The following is a 17,095-nucleotide window of genomic DNA, read 5'->3' as shown; positions in this document are numbered from 1 at the left end:
GTCAAGCATCGCCACACCGGCGGCAGATGACGATCGCATCACCTCCTCGACCTGCGACGCCAGCCGCTCTCGCAGCGCACGGCGAACTCGTCGAGTTCGAGGGCGGGCAGCAGCGCCCGGACCCGGGCGACCGGCACCCCGGATTCGGTGGCGACCTGCTCGGCGGATTTGCCCTCGCGCCGGTCGAGCGCCTCGTGGACGCGCAGGGCGTCCGGCCCGAGACCGTCCGTCGGCCGTTTCGAGCGGACCTTCTCGGGCCGGGGTGTGCCCAGCCGCCCGACGGTTTCGATCACGTCGTCGACCGAGGCCACGAGGGTGGCGCCGGATTCGCGGATCAGTTCGTGACAGCCGATCGACAACGCGGAGGTGATCGGCCCGGGCACGGCCATCACGACCTTGCCGAGCGCGCCGGCCGTGGTCGCGGTGTTGCGGGCGCCACTGCGGCGGCCCGCCTCCACGACGATGGTTCCCTCACTGAGCGCGGCGATGAGGCGGTTGCGGACGAGGAAACGGTGGCGGGCCGGCGGTGTGCCCGGCGGGTACTCGCTGACGACGAGACCGCCGTGCTCGGCGATCTTGTCGAGCAGGACGACGTGCCCAGCGGGGTATCCGGCGTCGAGACCGCAGCCGAGCAGCGCGACGGTGGTGCCGCCGACGAAGAGGGCTCCGCGGTGCGCCGCGCCATCGACCCCGTAGGCGGCGCCGGAGAAGACCGACACGCCCTGGCCGGCTAACGCGGAGGCGAAGTCGCCGGCGACGTGCTCGCCATACCCGGTGGCAGCTCGCGCGCCGACGATCGCTACAGCCTGCTCGGCGGCCTCGTCGAAGCGGACTTGGCCGCGCACCCACAACGCGAGCGGTGGGGCGACGCCCTGCACACCACGGCTGGCGGCGAGTTGGAGGGACAGGAGCGGCCAACCTGGCCACTCGTCGTCCTCCGGGATCAGCAGCCGCATGCCGAGGCGAGCGCCTTCGTCGAGGTCGCGCTGGGCGTGGTCGTGCGTGCGGCGGGCCTCGGTTTCGTCGCGGACGCGGTTGGGACAGTCGCCGGCGCGGATCGCCTCAGCCGCCGCGACGGGTCCGTGCTGAGCGACAAAGTCGACGACGGCGGGTGCCGGCGGCTCGGCGACACGGACCAGGTAGGAGCGGGCCAGGCGCTCTGCGTCGAGCTTGGCGCTGGCGGACTCGGGGGTGGTCGTCATGCGGCCCTCCCCGCGTGGCGTGTCGGTGCTGGAGCGGGTCGGACGACGCGCGCCACGGCCGGTGCCGGAGCGGTGTAGAGGACTGTCGGAGGTTCTTGCAGCCCTCCGCGGAAGCTGGATGGCGACATGCTCCTGACCAGTTCCGAGGTGGCACGGCGCGAACGTCGAAGACTCATGCGGCCCGTCAAGAGTGCCGGTGTGAGAACCGGGGTTGTGACATGCGCCGTGGCAAGCGGTGAGGTCCGAGGGCTCATGCGGCCCTCCCCGAATGCCGGGTACCGAAGCACGGGCGACGACGCGCGCCATGGCCGGTGCCGAAGCGGTGCGGAGGAGTGGCGAAGGCTCGTGCAGGCCTCCGTGTGTGAACTGCCTGCGCCTTGGCCAGGGCCGAGGTTGCGCAGCGAACGTCGAGGGCTCATGCGGCCCTCCGGTCTCGGAACTCCAGCGCGGCGGCGACGTGGTCGGCTTGGGGTTCGTCGGCGTCGGCGAGGTCGGCCAGCGTCCAGGCGATCCGTAGGCACCTGTCGACGCCCCGGGCGGTCACCGTGCCGCGTTCCAGGCTTCGGTTCAGCAGGGCTGTCGTCGTGGGTGGGAGGGCGAACTCGCGGTGCAGGGCGGGGCCGGGGACCTCGGCGTTGGTCTTCCAGCCGTGCTCGCTCCAGCGGGCGGCGGCGCGGTCGCGGGCGGCCAGGACGCGTTTGCGGACCACCTCCGTCGGCTCGGGCTCGCTGCTCTCGTGGCGGCCCATCGCCGTCATCGGGCGGAGCCGGACGCGCAGGTCGACGCGGTCGAGGAGCGGGCCGGACAACCTGCTGAGGTAGCGGCGGCGCTCGGTCGGTGAGCACGTGCAGTCTGTTTCGCGGGGTGGCGCGCACGGGCAGGGGTTGGTGGCCATGACGAGCTGGAAGCGCGCCGGGTAGCGGACCGAACCGCGGGCGCGGGCGATGCTGACCTCGCCCTCCTCCAGGACCGTGCGCAGGGAGTCCAGCCGCTGCGATCCGAATTCCGCCGCTTCGTCCAGGAAGAGGACCCCGCGGTGGGCGCGGCTGATCAGGCCCGGTGTGGCGATGCCCGCGCCGCCACCGATGAGCGCGGCCTCGGACACCGAGTAGTGCGGCGCGACGAACGGCGGGACTTTGATCAGCGGAGATTCGGGTGTCAGTTTGCCGTTGATCGAATGCACGGCGGTGACTTCGAGCGACTCCTCCGGCGAGAGCATGGGCAGGAGACCGGGCAGTCGCTTGGCGAGCATGGTCTTCCCCACGCCCGGCGGACCGGTGAGGAGGAGGTGGTGCGCGCCCGCGGCCGCCACTTCGAGCGCCCAGCGCGCCTCGGGTTGGCCGACGACGTCCGCCAGATCCAGCCCCTTGGGCGGCTCGCTCTCGGTGGGTGGTTCCGGCCGGGCCAGGGCGTTTTCGCCCTCCAGCCAAGCAAGGACGTCCCGCAGCCTCGCCGCGCCGTAGACCTCGAGGCCGTCGACCAGTGCAGCTTCGAACAGCGTCCCGGACGGCACGATCGCGCGCTTGATCCCTTCTTTGCGGGCCGCGAGCAGGCCGGGCAGGACTCCGCGGACTTCGCGCACCCGGCCGTCGAGCGCCAGCTCTCCCAGCAGGACCGTGCCGAGCAGCCGGGTGGCCGGCACCTTGCCCGCGGACGCGAGGATGGCCACCGCGATCGCGAGGTCGTAGCCAGAACCGAGCTTGGGCAGGTTCGCCGGGAACAGGCCGAGGGTGAGCTTGTCCTCCGGCCAGTGCTGGCCCGAGTTGCGGATGGCCGAGCGGACCCTGTCTTTCGCTTCGCGCAGGCCGGCGTCGGGCAGGCCGATCATCTTGATCCCCGGCAGACCACCGCCCAGGTCTGCCTCGACTTCGACCAGGCGGCCGTCGAGGCCGACGAGTGCCACCGACCAGGCGCGTCCGAGCGGCATCAGAACGCTCCCGGGATGTGGCGGACGCGGGGCTCGCCGTCGCCATCCGCGTAGACCGCGATGACGTCGAAGCGGACCCGGCACCAACCGACGCGGTGGATGCTCAGCCACTGCCCGGCGAGGCGCCGGATGCGGGCGACCTTGTCCTCGGTGACCGCCTCCGCGGGATCGCCGAAGCTCTCCCGGGTGCGGGTCTTGACCTCGCAGATGACCAGCGTGCGGCCGTTGGTGGCGATGAGGTCGAGCTCGCCCTGGCGGCAGCGCCAGTTCCTGGCCAGCACGACGAAGCCGAGCTTCTGCAGGTGGCGCGCGGCGATGTCCTCGCCCCGGCGGCCGAGTGTCAGGTGGCGGGCGGGTCTGGCCGCGGTGGTCATGGCTGGTCCCCCAAGGTCGGTGGTCGTTCACTGCCTTCGACGGTGCCATGACCTGCGGTTTCGTCGACAGAGCGAGTTGCCGGGCCTGTGGACAAGTGGGGTGTTGTGGACAAACCGCGGTGGGGTGCGGCTCGGTGGGGCGGAAATGTCGGACCCGGGTGGTAGGGGCGGCGGGCGGGAGATGAGCTGGGGTTGGAGGCGCGTGGGGCGGCCGGGAGCCCAGGTGAAGGCGGGAAAGGGCCGGGCAACGGTCGGGATTCGGGTCGAGATGGGAAACGGGCCTCGCAGCGGCCGGAGTGAGGGCAGAAGCAGAGTCGAGAGGTGGGTGGCGCCGGGGGAACGGCTGGTGGGGTGCGCCAGGGGGCGGACGGCTGTGTGGCGCGCCGGGAGGCCGACGGCCGGTGAGGTCCACGCCGGGAGGCGGACGGCCAGCAGGTCGCGCCGGGAGGCAGACCCCCGGTGGGTGGCGCCCGGGGCGGACGGCCGCTGGGTGGCGCCCGGGGGCAGACAGCCGCTGGGTGACGCCGGGAGGCAGACGGCCGGTGGCTCCCGCCAGGAGGCAGACGCCAGGTAGACGACGACAGGGGCAGACAGCCGCTGGGTGATGCCGGGAGGCGGGGGCCGGTGGGTGGCGCCGGGACGGACAGCTGGGGGTCGCGCCAGGAGGCGGACGGCCGCTGGGGGCGCCAGGGGTCAGGCCCGGGTAGGTGGCGAAAGGGGCAGACGGCCGGTGAGGTGCGGCGGTCAAAAGAAGAGGGACGTCCCCGCTGGGGGACGTCCCTCGTCGAGCTTGGGGTGTCAGCTGGAGAACGGGCCCTCTTCGGGGAGCCTCAGCTCTGGCTTTTCCAGCTCCTCCACGTTCACGTCCTTGAAGGTGATCACGCGGACGTTCTTGACGAACCGGGCCGGGCGGTACATGTCCCACACCCACGCGTCGGACATGCGGACCTCGAAGTAGACGTCTCCCCCGCTGTCCCTGACCTGCACGTCCACCGCGTTGGCCAGGTAGAACCGCCGCTCGGTCTCCACCACGTACGAGAACTGGCTGACGATGTCGCGGTACTCGCGGTACAGCGACAGCTCCATCTCGGTCTCGTACTTCTCGAGATCCTCTGCGCTCATGAAATCCGCGCCCCTCCTCGCGAGTTCGACCGGTCTCCGGCGGCGGAACTCCCATTCTGAACCACGGTGCCCTCCAGAGCACGTACCGGAGCATCGGACTGCCCCAATGCAGCAGCGGTGAGCATGACCTTCCGCGGTGGTCGCAGACCGTGGGCGGCGGCCGCCGCTGCCACATTGGTGTACGACCACCGGTGTACCTCACACGGCCCGTGTTCGACGAGCGCCGCGCCGTGGTCCGCGGTCGTGTACCCCTTGTGCACATCGAATCCGTACATCGGGTACTCCAGGTGCGTCTCGGCCATGATCCGGTCCCGCGTCACCTTGGCCAGCACCGACGCGGCCGCCACGCACGCGACCGCCCGGTCCCCCTTGATCACCGGCACGCTCGGCGCCGGCAGACCCGGCACCTTGAAACCGTCCGTCAGCACGTACCCGGGGCACTCCCGCAACCCCGCCACCGCCCGGCGCATGCCCTCGATGTTGGTGACATGAATGCCGAGCTGATCCACCTCTTCGGGCGAAATGACGACGATCGAGTAGTCCAGGGCGCGCACCAGGAGCCGCTCGTAGACCCGCTCCCTGGCCAGCGCGGTGAGCAGCTTCGAGTCGTTCAGCTCCGCCAGCCGGGCCGCGTCCCCCGGCCGGAGCACGCACGACGCGACCACCAGCGGACCCGCGCAGGCCCCGCGGCCCGCCTCGTCGACCCCGGCCACCGGGCCGAGACCACGCCGGTCGAGCGCCGACTGCAGACCCCACGCCGTCTCACCCCGGACGATCGCCCTGGGCGGGCGGAAGGAGGCCAGAACCGCCGAAGACCTACCCAACCTGGTTACCGCTTTCGCTCGACCGCCTCGCGCACCTTCGAGCCCAGTCGCCGTCCGCCCCACACCGCGGGCCACGCGGCGACGACCCCGAACCCGAGCGGAACGCCTTCCTGCCACGCCGGAGCGCTCATGCCGAGCGCGGCCGGCTGCGCGGCGGCCTGCGGGTTGTGGTCGCTGACCCCGCCCCACCGGCTGGGTGGCAACACGATGATGCGTGCCTTGCCGATGATGTTGTCCACCGGGACGGCACCGCGGACCCCGCCGCCGCCCTGGCAGCGCGAGTCGCACGAGTCGTTGCGGTTGTCGCCCATCACCCAGACGTAGCCGTCCGGCACCGTCACCGGATCGAACGGCTCCTGCCGCTGGTTGTCCGGATTCTGCCAGTGGATGTAGGGCTCGTCGAGGGCCTTGCCGTCGACGACGACCCGGTTCTGGGCGTCACAGCACTCGACGGTCTGGCCACCGGTCGCGATGATCCGCTTGACGAAGTCGCGCTCGTCCGGCGGCGCCAGCCCGAACACCGAGCCGATGTTCTGGAAGAACCGCACGACCGCGTTACCCGACCGCTCGGTCGCGACCTCGTTCTCCACCCACGGCTCCGGGCCCTTGAACACCACGACATCACCCGGTTCGGGGTCGGTGAAGTCGTAGGTGATCTTGTCGACGAGGACCTTGTCGCCGTAGCACCCGGTGCACCCGTGGAGCGTGGTCTCCATCGACCCCGAAGGAATCGTGTAGACCCGCGCCAGGAATTGCTGGAACACGAATGCCAGCGCCAGCGCGACGACGATCAGAATCGGGAGTTCGACCCAGAACGAGCGCTGTTTCTTGGGTTTACGGCGGCGCCGTTTCCCATTTGCGCCGGCATCGGCACTCTCGTCCGGTTCCGGGCGTTCGGGCTCGTCCTCAGCGGCGCTGGAGGGCACAGGTTCGACCACTTCGCCAGGCTATCGGAGAACGTCCGATCCCTCAGGACGCGGTCGGAGCCTCGCGGCGCTCCTTGATCTTGGCGGCCTTGCCGCGCAGCTCGCGCAGGTAGTACAGCTTGGCGCGACGCACGTCACCACGCTTGTGCACCTCGATCTTCGCGATGTTCGGGCTGTGCACCGGGAAAGTGCGCTCCACGCCGACACCGAACGAAACCTTGCGCACGGTGAAGGTCTCGCGAATACCGCCACCCTGGCGGCGGATCACGACGCCCTGGAAAACCTGAACACGCTCACGGTTTCCCTCGATGACGCGAACGTGCACCTTCAGCGTGTCACCCGGGCGGAAGTTCGGGATGTCGGAACGCAGCGACTGAGCGTCCAGGGCGTCCAGGGTGTTCATCGGGAGTCCGTCCTCGTCCTTCGTCTGTCTGGCAGTCATCCGAGCACGCGCACGCTCACTCACGGCAGGCGACCCGGGGGCTTGTGGCAGGCACGCACCACTGGCACGGCCAACCTGTCAAGTATTGCAGACGCGTCCCCGGCCGGATCACCCGGCCTGCCGCTGCTCGGACCGGACACGGTCGAGCACGGCGAGATCGCGCTGGTCCAGCGTACCTTCCGGCAACCGGTCGAGGAGATCGGGGCGGCGCAGGAGGGTCCGTTCGAGGGCCTGGTCGCGCCGCCAGCGGTCGATCAGCGCGTGGTTGCCCGACCGCAGCACCTCGGGCACGGACAGGTCGCGCCACACCTCGGGGCGCGTGTAGCTGGGGCCTTCGAGCAGGCCGTCGGAGAAGGAGTCCTGCTCGGCCGACACGGGGTTGCCCAGCACGCCGGGCAGCAGCCGGACCGTGGCCTCGACCATGACGAGCACCGCGGCTTCGCCACCGACCAGCACGTAGTCGCCGATGGACACCTCGTCGACCGGCATCCGGCGCGCGGCGTCGTCGATCACGCGCTGGTCGATGCCCTCGTAGCGGCCGCAGGCGAACACGAGGTGCTTCTCGCGGGCGTACGAGTGCGCCATCTCCTGGGTGAACGGACGGCCCGCCGGGGTCGGCACGACCAGCCGGGTCTCCGGACCGCACACCGCGTCCAGCGCGTCGCCCCAGACCTGGGGCTTCATGACCATGCCCGGACCACCGCCGTAGGGCGCGTCGTCGACGGCGCGGTGCACGTCGTGGGTCCAGTCCCGCAGATCGTGCACCCCGACCTCGAGCAGCCCGCGCTCGATGGCGCGGCCCAGCAGCGCGGCCCGCAGCGGGTCCAGGTATTCGGGGAAGATGGTGACGACGTCGATCCGCACGGCGCGAGCGTAACCAGCCCGTCAGCCGGCGTCGTCGAGCAGGCCCTCGGGCGGATCGACCACGACGCGGCCGCCCTTGACGTCCACCACGGGGACGATGGCCTGCACGAACGGCACGAGGACGGTGCGCCCGTCGCGGTCGAGCGCGAGCAGCTCGCCGTGCGGGGCGTGCACGACCTCGGTGACGGTGCCGATCACCTCGCCGTCGCTCAGCTCGGCGCGCAGACCCTCGAGTTCGTGGTCGTAGAACTCGTCCGGGTCGTCCGATGGCGGGAGGTCGGCGGTGTCGGCGAGCAGCAGGGCGCCGCGCAGGGCCTCGGCGGCCTCGCGCGTCACCACCTGCTCGAACGTGACCAGCAGCCGCCCGCTGTGTGGGCGGGCGGCTGCGACGGTCAGCGGGCGCGTGGTGCCGTCGCGGAAACGCGCGGTCACCGTCGCGCCGTCGCGGAAGCGTTCCTCGGGCGAGTCGGTCCGGATGTCCACGGCGAGTTCACCGCGCACACCGTGGGCCTTGGCGACCCGCCCGACGACGACGTCCACGGATGGGTCAGCGGTCGGTGTCGACGACGTCCACGCGGACGCCGCGGCCACCGATGCCGCCCATGACGGTGCGCAGCGCGGTCGCTGTCCGGCCGCCACGGCCGATGACCTTGCCGAGGTCGTCCGGGTGGACGTGGACCTCGAGCGTGCGACCGCGGCGGGTGGTGATCAGGTCGACCCGGACGTCGTCCGGGTTGTCCACGATCCCCCGCACCAGGTGTTCGAGGGAGTCGGCGAGGAAGCTCACGCCTCGTCCTTCGCCGCCTCGTCGTCGGCCTTCTTGGCCGACTTCTTCTTCGGGGTGGTGGCCTCGTTGGCGGGCTCGTCACCGGCAGCCGCGAGGGCCGCGTTGAACAGCTCCTCCTTGGTCGGCTTCGGCGCGGCGGTCTTCAGCGTGCCCTCGGCGCCCGGCAGGCCCTTGAACTTCTGCCAGTCACCGGTGATCTCCAGGATGCGCTGCACCGGCTCGGTCGGCTGCGCGCCGACACCCAGCCAGTACTGGGCGCGCTCGGAGTCGACCTCGATGAAGCTCGGCTCGGACTTCGGGTGGTACTTGCCGATCGACTCGATCGCCTTGCCGTCCCGGCGGGTGCGGGCGTCGGCGACGATGATGCGGTAGTACGGCGCACGGATCTTGCCGAGGCGCTGGAGCTTGATCTTGACGGCCACGGTGTGTGGGTACTCCTTGGTTCTCTGCGTGCTCGCGGGTGTCGGGTCACGATCCGTGTGGGGACACCGGACGAGTACCCGAAGCTTTCGGTCGCCACGGCACGGTGAGAGGGCCCGGCCGCAGCAGGCAAGCGACTATTCTGCCAGACCCGTTCGCGTGGCTCGCAGGCGGCGTCTAGATCGCCATGACGCCCAGCGCCGTGAGCAGCATCGCCACGGCGGGCAGGAAGTTGTTCATCTGGTGGGCCACGATGCTGCCGAGCAGGCGGCCGGTGAACAACCGGGCCAGGCCGATCGGGATGGCGATCACCAGCAGCAGCGTGGTGCGCAGCGGCTCCAGGTGGCTGGCCGCGAACACCGCGGTGGACAGCAGGAACGCCGCCAGGCGCGCCCACTTCTCCTGGCCCCAGTGCAGCCGCTCGACCGCGCCCCACAGCAGGCCGCGGTAGATGACCTCCTCGCAGATCGGACCGAGCAGCCACAGGTAGGCGAACATCACGATCGCCGCGCTCACCGACATCGGCTGTTCCTCGACCAGGGCGCTGATCGCCGAGCCGGCGTTCGCCTCGCCCACCGCCTGGGTCCAGATGAACGCGCTCACGGTGGTCAGGACCAGCCCGAACGAGCCGAGTTTGAGGCCGAGCTTCACGTCGTCCCAGCGCCAGGACAACCGCAGGTCGGCCAGCGGCCCGTTGCCGCGCACCTTGGTGATCAGGATGGCGACCAGCGCGGCGAGGACGGTCGGGGCCATCGTGCCGATCAGCACGTCCCGCGCGGGCAGCGGCTGACCGGGCGGCGCCGGGCCGAGCAGGACGCTGACGAACGCGGCGGAGGCCAGCAGGACGGCCTCGACGACCAGGAAGGCGCCGAACCCCCAGCGGTGCGACGGCGCCGGCTCCGCGGTGGCCGGCAGATCAGGCGGATCGAGCTCGCCCGGATGTGCCGTCACGGCTCGCCTCCCTCTGATCCTCGCCCAGCACCTACCGAGCCTAGTCGCCATGGTCGTTCCGCTCAGGACCCGGTGAACAGCAGCAACGCCGGGGCCAGGTTGTTCGCCGCGTGCGCGACGAAACTCGCCCCCACCCGTCCGGTCCGCCAGCGGGCCGCGCCGATCACCAGCCCCTGCGCGAGCAGCGCCAGCGTGCGGGTCGGCTCGCCGTGCAGGTAGGCGAAGACGACCGCGGTGAGCACGAGGATCACCCACTGCGGGACGCGGTGGTGCTCGAGCGCTCCCCACAGCGAGCCGCGCATCAGCAGCTCCTCGGCCATCGGGGTGGCGACCACGACGACGAGCGCGGCGAGCGCGAGCCAGACGAATTCGTCCCGGCCGCCGTCCTCGGCGAGGTCGGTGAGCGGGCTGTCGGAGACGCGGTCGGTGCCGTAGATGCCCAGCAGCACCAGGTTCACCAGGTAGCCGGCGAGCAGGGCGAGCGCACCGCAGGCCAGGCCCACCTTGACGTCGCGCAGCGTCGGGAGCCAGCCGAAGTCGCGCCGCGGCCCGCTCCCCCAGCGGCGCGACGCGACCAGCGGGGCGAGGCCGAGCAGGACGCTGGGCACGAACGCGAGCAACAGCACCGGACCGACGTCGAGCAGTTCCAGCGGGTCGACGCTGGCTTGCCCGGACCGCAACGCGGTCATCACGACGGTGACGAGGTGGTAGCCGCCGAGGCCGGCGAAGAACGCGACGAAACCCCAGTGGGCGCCGAAGACCAACCGGTTCCGCACGTCCTCGCCGATGCCCTGGCCCACCCTCGACGCGCTCATGGAGTTCAGGCTATGTGGCTGGGCGCGATCAATCGACCCCGGGGCGTGAGCGGTGTCACCGGATCCACAGGCCGACGGCGACCGGGTACCGGTGTGGCGAGCGCGGTCGGTGCGGCGCTAGCGGGGGTTGCCTGAGGCGTCGGCGACGAGCTCTCCGCGACGCTCGGCGCCCGACCGCCCGACGTGCACCCTGATTTCGACCGGTTCCCCGCGGCGCGGGCGGGTCACCTCGACGCGCAGCACGTCCGTGGCGTCGGGGTAGCGCTGGCGCGCCTGGTCGATCAGGCCCGGGACCGCGCCGAAGTCGACCTCGTCCAGGGCGAACGCGTAGTCGGGATCCGGCCCTGCCGCGTCGCCCGGGGCCGGTGAGAGGTCGCCGTCGCGGTAGATCACCGCGCGGTCGCCGCGCTGGCCGCGGATGACGTCGTGCTCGATGTGGATCGCGTCGTAGGTGGTGGCGACGCTGCGCAGCTCCTCGACGCCGGTCTCCAGGCCCTCGGCGGTCAGCAGGTCCGGGCCGCCGAACAATTCCGCGCGCAGCGGGAGCAGGCCGGCGACGACAAGCACGACCGTCGCGACGGCGACCCGCTTCCAGTCGGCGGCTGCGCGGCCGTTCATCCGGGCGACGACCAGCGCGAAGACGGCGGCCAGCGTGCCCGCCGCACCCACCCCGAAGGCCGCCAGGTAGAGGCCCTCCCCCAGGACGAGCCCGCCGACGACGCCGACGACGAGCAGGGCCAGCGGGACCGCGTAGAGCAGTCCCAGCGACTTGATGATCTTCACTCGGACATCTTGTTCAAGGATGGATCGGGACGGTAGCGGCATTTCGGCCGTCAGTGGAGGAGAGGGATGTGGGGGATCGGGGTGGGGACTGCTGCGGGAGTGGGCTCGCGGCGGGTGCTGGGGAGCGGGGACGGCCGGTGCTCTGCGGTGGGCGGATCGGCGCTGCTCTGCGGTGGGCGGATCGGCGCGGCGGTGTGGCGCCTATTGGCCGGTGCTTGGGCCCGGTGGGCAGCTGATGAGCTGATTGGCAACGCGGCAGAGGCGGCAGGGCGGCGGGTGCTGGTGCGGTGGGGCGGGGCGGGGCGGGCGGCAGGTGCAGCAGGGCGAGGGCGATTCGGCAGCGGGGCGGCTGGGCAGGCGGCGGCGGGGCGGCCAGAGGCGAACCGTGCAGCGGGCGGGCAGCCCTGCAGGCCAGGCAGCAACCCGCACAGCCCAGCGGGCCAGACGGGCAGAGCGGGCAGCGCCGTATGGCGGGCAGCAGGGCGCCCAGCGGCTGGGCGACCGGAGCGGCTCGGGCAGCGGGGCGGGCGGCAGCACAACAGGACGCCAGCGCAGCGGCGCGCCTCGGCGGCGCAGGGCGGCAGCGGGAAAGCGGTGCCGCCAAACCCCGCCCCCGCGGAGGCGGAACCCTCAGCGGATGATCGCGCCGCGCAGGACTATGTGCCTGGGTGTGCGCAGGGCGGAGAGGTCCTCGCGCGGGTCGGTGTCGTAGACCAGGAAGTCGGCTGGGGCGCCCTCGGTGATGGTGGCGTGGCCGAGCCACTCCCGGGCCATCCAGGAGCCTGCGGCGAGCGCCTGCTCCGCGGTCATCCCCGCGCGGTGGAGGGCTTCCAGTTCGTCCACGAGCCGTCCGTGGGCGATCATGCCTCCCGCGTCGCTGCCCGCGTAGACCGCCACGCCGGCGTCGAGTGCGTTTCCGACCAGCTCGCCGACCCTCGCGTGCAGCGCCCTCATGTGGGCCGCGTACACCGGGTACTTGCCGGCCGCGTCGGCGATGCCCGGGAAGTTCTCGATGTTGATCAGCGTCGGCACCAGCGCCGTGCCCCGGCGGGCCATTTCGGCCAGCAACGACGGGTCCAGGCCGGTGCCGTGCTCCAGGCAGTCGATGCCCGCGTTGATCAACCCCGGCAACGCGTCCTCGCCGAAGACGTGCGCCGTCACGCGAGCTCCGGCCTCGTGGGCGACCTTGATCGCCTCGGCCAGCACGTCGTCCGGCCACAGCGGCGCGAGATCACCCACCGAACGGTCGATCCAGTCCCCCACCAGCTTGACCCAGCCGTCACCGTCCGCGGCCTGCTCGGCGACCGCCGCGGGCAGCTCGTCCGGGTGCGACAGGTCGATGCCCAGCCCGGGGATGTAGCGCTTGGGCAGCGCGAGGTGCCGCCCGGACCGGATGATCCGCGGCAGGTCGGCGCGCTCCTGCAGGGGGCGGGTGTCGATCGGCTGGCCGCAGTCGCGGATCAGCAACGTCCCCGCGTCCCGGTCGGCCAGCGCGTTGACCACCGCGCCGTCCAGATCCGTCGGCCCGCCCGGCCCGATCGCCGGGTGGCAGTGGGCGTCCACCAGCCCCGGCACCAGGAAACCGTCCGCCACCAGGGTCCGCGCGCCCTCGACCGGGGAGAACGTGACCCTGCCGTCGCTGATCCAGACGTCGCGCTGCTCACCGTCGGGCAGCACCACCCCGCGCAGGTGCATCTACTTGTTCTTCGGCAGCTTGAACTTGGACGGGTCGAAACCGGGCACGTCGTTCATGCCGCCGCCCAGCTGGGACAGGTCGGGCATGCCGCCGCCGGCACCACCGGGCGGGAGCATCGGCATGCCGCCGGGAAACCCGCCGCGCACCTTGGGCTGCGTGGGGCCCTTGCCCTTCTTCCCCTTCTTGCCCTTCTTGCGCTTGGTCGCGCTGCCACCGCCGAAGCCGAAGCGGCCCGCCATCTGCTGCATCATCTTGCGGGCCTCGAAGAACCGGTTCACCAGGTCGTTGACCTCGCGGACCGTCACACCCGAACCCTGCGCGATGCGCTGACGGCGCGAACCGTTGATCATCTTCGGATCGGCCCGCTCGGCCGGGGTCATGCCGCGGATGATCGCCTGCAGGCGGTCCAGGTGCTTGTCGTCGACCTGCGCGAGCTGGTCCTTCATCTGCCCCGCGCCGGGCAGCATGCCGAGCAGGTTGCCGATCGGGCCCATCTTGCGGACCGCGAGCATCTGCTCCAGGAAGTCCTCCAGCGTGAGCTGGCCGGTGCCCAGCTTCGCCGCGGCCTTCTCGGCCTGCTCCTGGTCGAAGGCCTGCTCGGCCTGCTCGATCAGGGTGAGCAGGTCGCCCATGCCGAGGATCCGGCTGGCCATCCGGTCCGGGTGGAAGGTGTCGAAGTCCTCGAGCTTCTCACCGTTGGAGGCGAACAGGATCGGCTGGCCGGTGACCTGTCGGACGGACAGCGCCGCACCACCGCGGGCGTCACCGTCGAGCTTGGTCAGCACCACACCGGTGAAGCCGACGCCGTCGCGGAACGCCTCGGCCGTGGTGACCGCGTCCTGACCGATCATCGCGTCGACGACGAACAGGATCTCGTCCGGCTGGACCGCGTCGCGGATGTCCGCGGCCTGCTTCATCAGCTCCTCGTCGACACCGAGCCGTCCGGCGGTGTCGACGATCACGATGTCGTGCTGCGCGTGCTTGGCCTCGTCGATGCCGCGGCGGGCGACGTCCACCGGGTCGCCGACGCCGTTGCCCGGCTCGGGCGCGAACGTCTGGACCCCGGCGCGCTCGCCGACGACCTGCAGCTGCGTGACCGCGTTGGGGCGCTGGAGGTCACAGGCGACCAGCAGCGGCGCGTGCCCCTGCTTCTTCAGGAACAACGCGAGCTTGCCCGCCAGCGTCGTCTTACCGGAACCCTGCAGACCGGCGAGCATGATCACCGTCGGCGGGTTCTTGGCCAGGCTCAGCCTGCGGGTCTCGCCGCCGAGGATGCCGATGAGCTCCTCGTTGACGATCTTGATGACCTGCTGCGCCGGGTTGAGGGCCTCGGAGACCTCGGCGCCCTTCGCGCGTTCCTTGACGTGCGCGATGAACTCCCGGACGACGGGCAGCGCGACGTCGGCCTCCAGCAGCGCGATGCGGATCTCGCGCGCGGTGGCGTCGATGTCGGCGTCGGTCAGCTTCCCCTTGCCCCGCAGGTTCTGCAGGACCGAAGTGAGCCGGTCGGAGAGGGTGTCGAACACGGGTGTGCACGCTCCAGCTGGTCGTGGTTGTCCGCCTGCGGCGTCCCACCAGGGTAGCCGCTCGTGGCGGGTGACCTGTCAGGCCTGCCGTTCGGCGAGCAGCCGCATCCCGCCGGGTTCCAGCAGCACCACGCACGGGACCAGCTCGGTCGTGTCGTACTCGGAGCCCAGCACCTGCTCGTGGATCACCTCGGCCCAGCCCGAGTCCGCGCCTGCCACGAACAGCTCGTCCGGGCAGGGCAGGCCGACCACCAGCCGCTCCGTGCCGAGGTTGCGGGACATCTGCGCGGCGAAGTCGTCCAGCGCCAGCGCGGAGCCGGCCAGCCAGTTCTCGCGGGTGAGGTGCAGCAGGTCGCCGCGCTCGCCGCGGTGGCCGGTGACGCGCAGGCCGCGCTTGAGGTTCGCGCCCGCCTCGGCCATCAGCTCGGCGAACGGCGGCGAGCCCAGCTCCTGGTAGCCGTGCGTGGTGACGTGGTGCATGCCGACGGTGCCGCGCGGGGTGGGGCCGACGTGGGCGAGTGCGACGGACAACCGACCGGGCACCAGCGGGTGGTGCGGGACCGCACCGAGCACCTCCGCCCGCGGCGACGACGCGCTCCACAGCACCGGCAGCAGCTCCGGCTCGGGCGCGGCCTGCTCCGCCAGCACACGCTCGGCCTCGGCGAACGCGGCCGCCCAGCCGTCCGGGCCCGGCCGGTCGAAGCTGTAGGTCTGCCGGATGCCGGGGAACATCAGCGCCACGAACCCGAGGTCCTCGGCGGAGGGCTCCCACTCGCTGTACACGGCGGCGACGTCCCCCGGCTGGACCTGGCGCTCGGCGCGCACCTGGGCCCACGCCTGCCGCAGGGCGTCGTCCGCCACGGTGGGGGCACTCGCGACGACCGGTTCGTCCAGGCCGTGGAGCTGGAAGGCGAAGAGGTTCTGCGTCACGTCGGTGTTCACGCCGCGCTCACCAGCCCCGCCAGCGCCGGGTGGGCGCGGCCGACGTCGATCGTGGTGACGGAGTACTCGGCGACACCGGCCCGCACGAACGGGTCCTCGGTGGTGATGGCCAGTGCCGCGGCCCGGTCGACGCCACGCGCGAGGATCGCGCCGCCCTCGCTCGCGGGCACCGTCTGCCCCGACGCGATGAACGTGCCCGCGGCGTGGTGCCGCTCGAGGTACTCGACGTGGCCTGCGATGTGCGGCTCCACGTCCGCCTCGCTCCCCAGGTAGCGCAGGATCAGCAGATGCAGCATGCGCGACATCCAACCGCGCATGGGAAAGTGCGGGTGGCCCGCCCCCTCGCCGGGCCACCCGCACACGCACGCCGCGGCCGCCGGTCCCCCGGTGCTCGCCGTACCCCCAGTCCCAGCGAGTCCCTCCGGACATCCGTGGCGTGATGTCCCAAGACTGCCGGTTCCGCGAGGCACGGGGCAGCGTGAAGACCCCCAAGTAGTGGTAGGTAGATCTACTCAGGAACCGCGTGCGCGCAGGGGTGTGACCCGCGTCGCGCGGGTGCGTGACGCGGGTTCGGGCAAAAAGATTTCAGCGCTGCGACTTGGGCGCCGACTTCGCCTTCGACGTGGCCTTGCGCGCCCGGCCCTTCGCCTCCGCGGCCTTCTTCGCGGCCGCCTTGGCCTTCGCGACGCCCTGGTCGGCGTCGGTGCGGTCCTGCGCGCTGCTCTGCAACGCCTGCAGCAGTTCGGTGACGGCCTCGTCCTGGATCGCGGCGGTCGGGCGGACCACCTCGCGGCCCTCGACCTTCGCGTCGACCAGGTCGTGCAGCGCGGCCGCGTAGCCGTCGGCGAAGGCGGACGGCTCGAAGTCGCCGGAGAGGTTCTCGATCAGGTTCGCCGCGGCCCGCAGCTCGGGCATGCGCACGTCGATGTCCTCGTGCAGGAACGGGAAGTCGGGGCGGCGGACCTCGTTCGGCCAGTGCATCGTGTCGAGCACGATCAGCTGGTCGCGCACCCGCAGCGCGCCCAGGGTCTCCCGCTGCCGGATCGCGACCTTCACCAGCGCGACGCGGCCCGCGGTGAGCAGCGCCTCGGCCAGCAGCACGTATGGCTTCGTAGCCGGGACCTCGGGCTCCAGGTAGTAGCTCTTGATGAAGTAGACCGGGTCGATCTGCGACGGCGGGACGAACCCGCACACCTGGATCGAGTGAGCGCTTTCCGGCGCCAGCGACGCCAGTTCCGCCTCAGACAGGACGACGACGTCGCCGCCGGGCAGGGCGTAGCCGCGGCCGACCTCCTCCGCCGGGATCTCCGCGCCGTCGACCTCGCAGACCCGTTTGAACCGCAGCCGCCCGCCGTCGGTCAGGTGCAGCTGGTGCAGGCCGCTGCCGGGCTCCTCGGTGGCGCTGTACGCCTTCACCGGGATGGCGAAGCTGCCCACCCCGATCGTGCCCTTCCAGACTGTCCGCATCCCACCGAGGCTAGTCAGGCAGAACGC

General features: G+C 71.7%; 19 protein-coding genes. All 19 read right to left on the bottom strand.

What is annotated here, in order from left to right:
• Positions 1–38: 38 nt before the first annotated feature.
• The 19 genes from dprA to AMY39116_RS0313310 all read right to left on the bottom strand — a co-directional run bounded on the left by dprA (position 39) and on the right by AMY39116_RS0313310 (position 17,068).
• A complete protein-coding gene (gene dprA / locus AMY39116_RS0313405; protein WP_020418160.1) occupies positions 39–1,202 on the bottom strand; it encodes a DNA-processing protein DprA in 1,164 nt (387 codons plus the stop codon).
• A gap of 415 nt (positions 1,203–1,617) precedes the next feature.
• The gene (locus AMY39116_RS0313400; protein WP_020418159.1) at positions 1,618–3,129 is read right to left on the bottom strand and encodes a YifB family Mg chelatase-like AAA ATPase; all 1,512 of its coding nucleotides are present in this window, start codon (positions 3,127–3,129) and stop codon (positions 1,618–1,620) included.
• Complete coding sequence (locus tag AMY39116_RS0313395; RefSeq protein WP_020418158.1) at positions 3,129–3,503, bottom strand: YraN family protein; 375 nt, start codon at positions 3,501–3,503, stop codon at positions 3,129–3,131. Before AMY39116_RS0313395 ends, AMY39116_RS0313400 begins: the two co-directional genes overlap by 1 nt.
• Before the next feature lie 798 nt (positions 3,504–4,301).
• Positions 4,302–4,625: a DUF2469 domain-containing protein gene (locus AMY39116_RS0313385; protein WP_017987585.1), complete on the bottom strand. Its 324-nt coding sequence runs from the start codon at positions 4,623–4,625 to the stop codon at positions 4,302–4,304.
• Positions 4,622–5,401: a ribonuclease HII gene (locus AMY39116_RS0313380; protein WP_027931788.1), complete on the bottom strand. Its 780-nt coding sequence runs from the start codon at positions 5,399–5,401 to the stop codon at positions 4,622–4,624. Before AMY39116_RS0313380 ends, AMY39116_RS0313385 begins: the two co-directional genes overlap by 4 nt.
• 53 nt (positions 5,402–5,454) lie before the next feature.
• Positions 5,455–6,387 (bottom strand): signal peptidase I, encoded by a 933-nt coding sequence (gene lepB / locus AMY39116_RS0313375; RefSeq protein WP_020418156.1) that lies wholly within the window; start codon positions 6,385–6,387, stop codon positions 5,455–5,457.
• 31 nt (positions 6,388–6,418) lie between these two features.
• Complete coding sequence (gene rplS, locus AMY39116_RS0313370; protein ID WP_017987582.1) at positions 6,419–6,778, bottom strand: 50S ribosomal protein L19; 360 nt, start codon at positions 6,776–6,778, stop codon at positions 6,419–6,421.
• A gap of 147 nt (positions 6,779–6,925) precedes the next feature.
• Positions 6,926–7,681, bottom strand: coding sequence for a tRNA (guanosine(37)-N1)-methyltransferase TrmD (gene trmD / locus AMY39116_RS0313365; RefSeq protein WP_020418155.1), 756 nt, complete (start codon positions 7,679–7,681; stop codon positions 6,926–6,928).
• A 21-nt stretch (positions 7,682–7,702) separates the two neighbouring features.
• On the bottom strand, positions 7,703–8,221 hold the full coding sequence (gene rimM, locus AMY39116_RS0313360) for a ribosome maturation factor RimM (protein WP_017987580.1): 519 nt from the start codon (positions 8,219–8,221) through the stop codon (positions 7,703–7,705).
• A gap of 7 nt (positions 8,222–8,228) precedes the next feature.
• The gene (locus AMY39116_RS0313355) at positions 8,229–8,468 is read right to left on the bottom strand and encodes an RNA-binding protein (RefSeq protein ID WP_017987579.1); all 240 of its coding nucleotides are present in this window, start codon (positions 8,466–8,468) and stop codon (positions 8,229–8,231) included.
• Complete coding sequence (rpsP, locus tag AMY39116_RS0313350; protein WP_020418154.1) at positions 8,465–8,890, bottom strand: 30S ribosomal protein S16; 426 nt, start codon at positions 8,888–8,890, stop codon at positions 8,465–8,467. The genes AMY39116_RS0313355 and rpsP overlap by 4 nt, the downstream gene beginning before the upstream one ends.
• A gap of 175 nt (positions 8,891–9,065) precedes the next feature.
• Positions 9,066–9,839, bottom strand: a complete 774-nt coding sequence (locus AMY39116_RS0313345) for a CPBP family intramembrane glutamic endopeptidase (RefSeq protein ID WP_020418153.1) — start codon at positions 9,837–9,839, stop codon at positions 9,066–9,068.
• Positions 9,840–9,901: 62 nt separating this feature from the next.
• Positions 9,902–10,654 (bottom strand): CPBP family intramembrane glutamic endopeptidase, encoded by a 753-nt coding sequence (locus AMY39116_RS0313340; protein ID WP_162146040.1) that lies wholly within the window; start codon positions 10,652–10,654, stop codon positions 9,902–9,904.
• A 117-nt stretch (positions 10,655–10,771) separates the two neighbouring features.
• Positions 10,772–11,437 carry a hypothetical protein gene (locus tag AMY39116_RS0313335; protein ID WP_020418151.1) on the bottom strand — a complete coding sequence of 222 codons (666 nt, stop codon included), beginning with the start codon at positions 11,435–11,437 and terminating at the stop codon, positions 10,772–10,774.
• Positions 11,438–12,067: 630 nt separating this feature from the next.
• Complete coding sequence (locus AMY39116_RS0313330) at positions 12,068–13,132, bottom strand: amidohydrolase family protein (RefSeq protein WP_020418150.1); 1,065 nt, start codon at positions 13,130–13,132, stop codon at positions 12,068–12,070.
• Positions 13,133–14,659: a signal recognition particle protein gene (gene ffh, locus AMY39116_RS0313325; RefSeq protein ID WP_017987574.1), complete on the bottom strand. Its 1,527-nt coding sequence runs from the start codon at positions 14,657–14,659 to the stop codon at positions 13,133–13,135.
• A 78-nt stretch (positions 14,660–14,737) separates the two neighbouring features.
• Complete coding sequence (locus tag AMY39116_RS0313320; protein ID WP_020418149.1) at positions 14,738–15,601, bottom strand: hypothetical protein; 864 nt, start codon at positions 15,599–15,601, stop codon at positions 14,738–14,740.
• The gene (locus AMY39116_RS0313315; protein ID WP_020418148.1) at positions 15,598–15,897 is read right to left on the bottom strand and encodes a YciI family protein; all 300 of its coding nucleotides are present in this window, start codon (positions 15,895–15,897) and stop codon (positions 15,598–15,600) included. Before AMY39116_RS0313315 ends, AMY39116_RS0313320 begins: the two co-directional genes overlap by 4 nt.
• A 289-nt stretch (positions 15,898–16,186) precedes the next feature.
• Positions 16,187–17,068, bottom strand: coding sequence for a Ku protein (locus AMY39116_RS0313310; RefSeq protein ID WP_027935881.1), 882 nt, complete (start codon positions 17,066–17,068; stop codon positions 16,187–16,189).
• Positions 17,069–17,095 lie beyond the last annotated feature (27 nt).

This window comes from Amycolatopsis sp. ATCC 39116 (assembly GCF_000231075.2).
GTDB lineage: Bacteria > Actinomycetota > Actinomycetes > Mycobacteriales > Pseudonocardiaceae > Amycolatopsis_E > Amycolatopsis_E tucumanensis.
Note: the sequence above shows the minus strand (reverse complement) of the source record. Positions and strands in the feature narration are given on the sequence as shown.

Coding starts and splice junctions, on each gene's coding strand:
- AMY39116_RS0313395 (WP_020418158.1), bottom strand. CDS start 3,503: ATGACCACCGCGGCCAGACCCGCCCGCCACCTGACACTCGGCCGCCGG.
- dprA (WP_020418160.1), bottom strand. CDS start 1,202: ATGACGACCACCCCCGAGTCCGCCAGCGCCAAGCTCGACGCAGAGCGC.
- AMY39116_RS0313385 (WP_017987585.1), bottom strand. CDS start 4,625: ATGAGCGCAGAGGATCTCGAGAAGTACGAGACCGAGATGGAGCTGTCG.
- AMY39116_RS0313400 (WP_020418159.1), bottom strand. CDS start 3,129: ATGCCGCTCGGACGCGCCTGGTCGGTGGCACTCGTCGGCCTCGACGGC.
- AMY39116_RS0313310 (WP_027935881.1), bottom strand. CDS start 17,068: ATGCGGACAGTCTGGAAGGGCACGATCGGGGTGGGCAGCTTCGCCATC.
- rplS (WP_017987582.1), bottom strand. CDS start 6,778: ATGAACACCCTGGACGCCCTGGACGCTCAGTCGCTGCGTTCCGACATC.
- AMY39116_RS0313330 (WP_020418150.1), bottom strand. CDS start 13,132: ATGCACCTGCGCGGGGTGGTGCTGCCCGACGGTGAGCAGCGCGACGTC.
- AMY39116_RS0313340 (WP_162146040.1), bottom strand. CDS start 10,654: ATGAGCGCGTCGAGGGTGGGCCAGGGCATCGGCGAGGACGTGCGGAAC.
- AMY39116_RS0313315 (WP_020418148.1), bottom strand. CDS start 15,897: ATGCTGCATCTGCTGATCCTGCGCTACCTGGGGAGCGAGGCGGACGTG.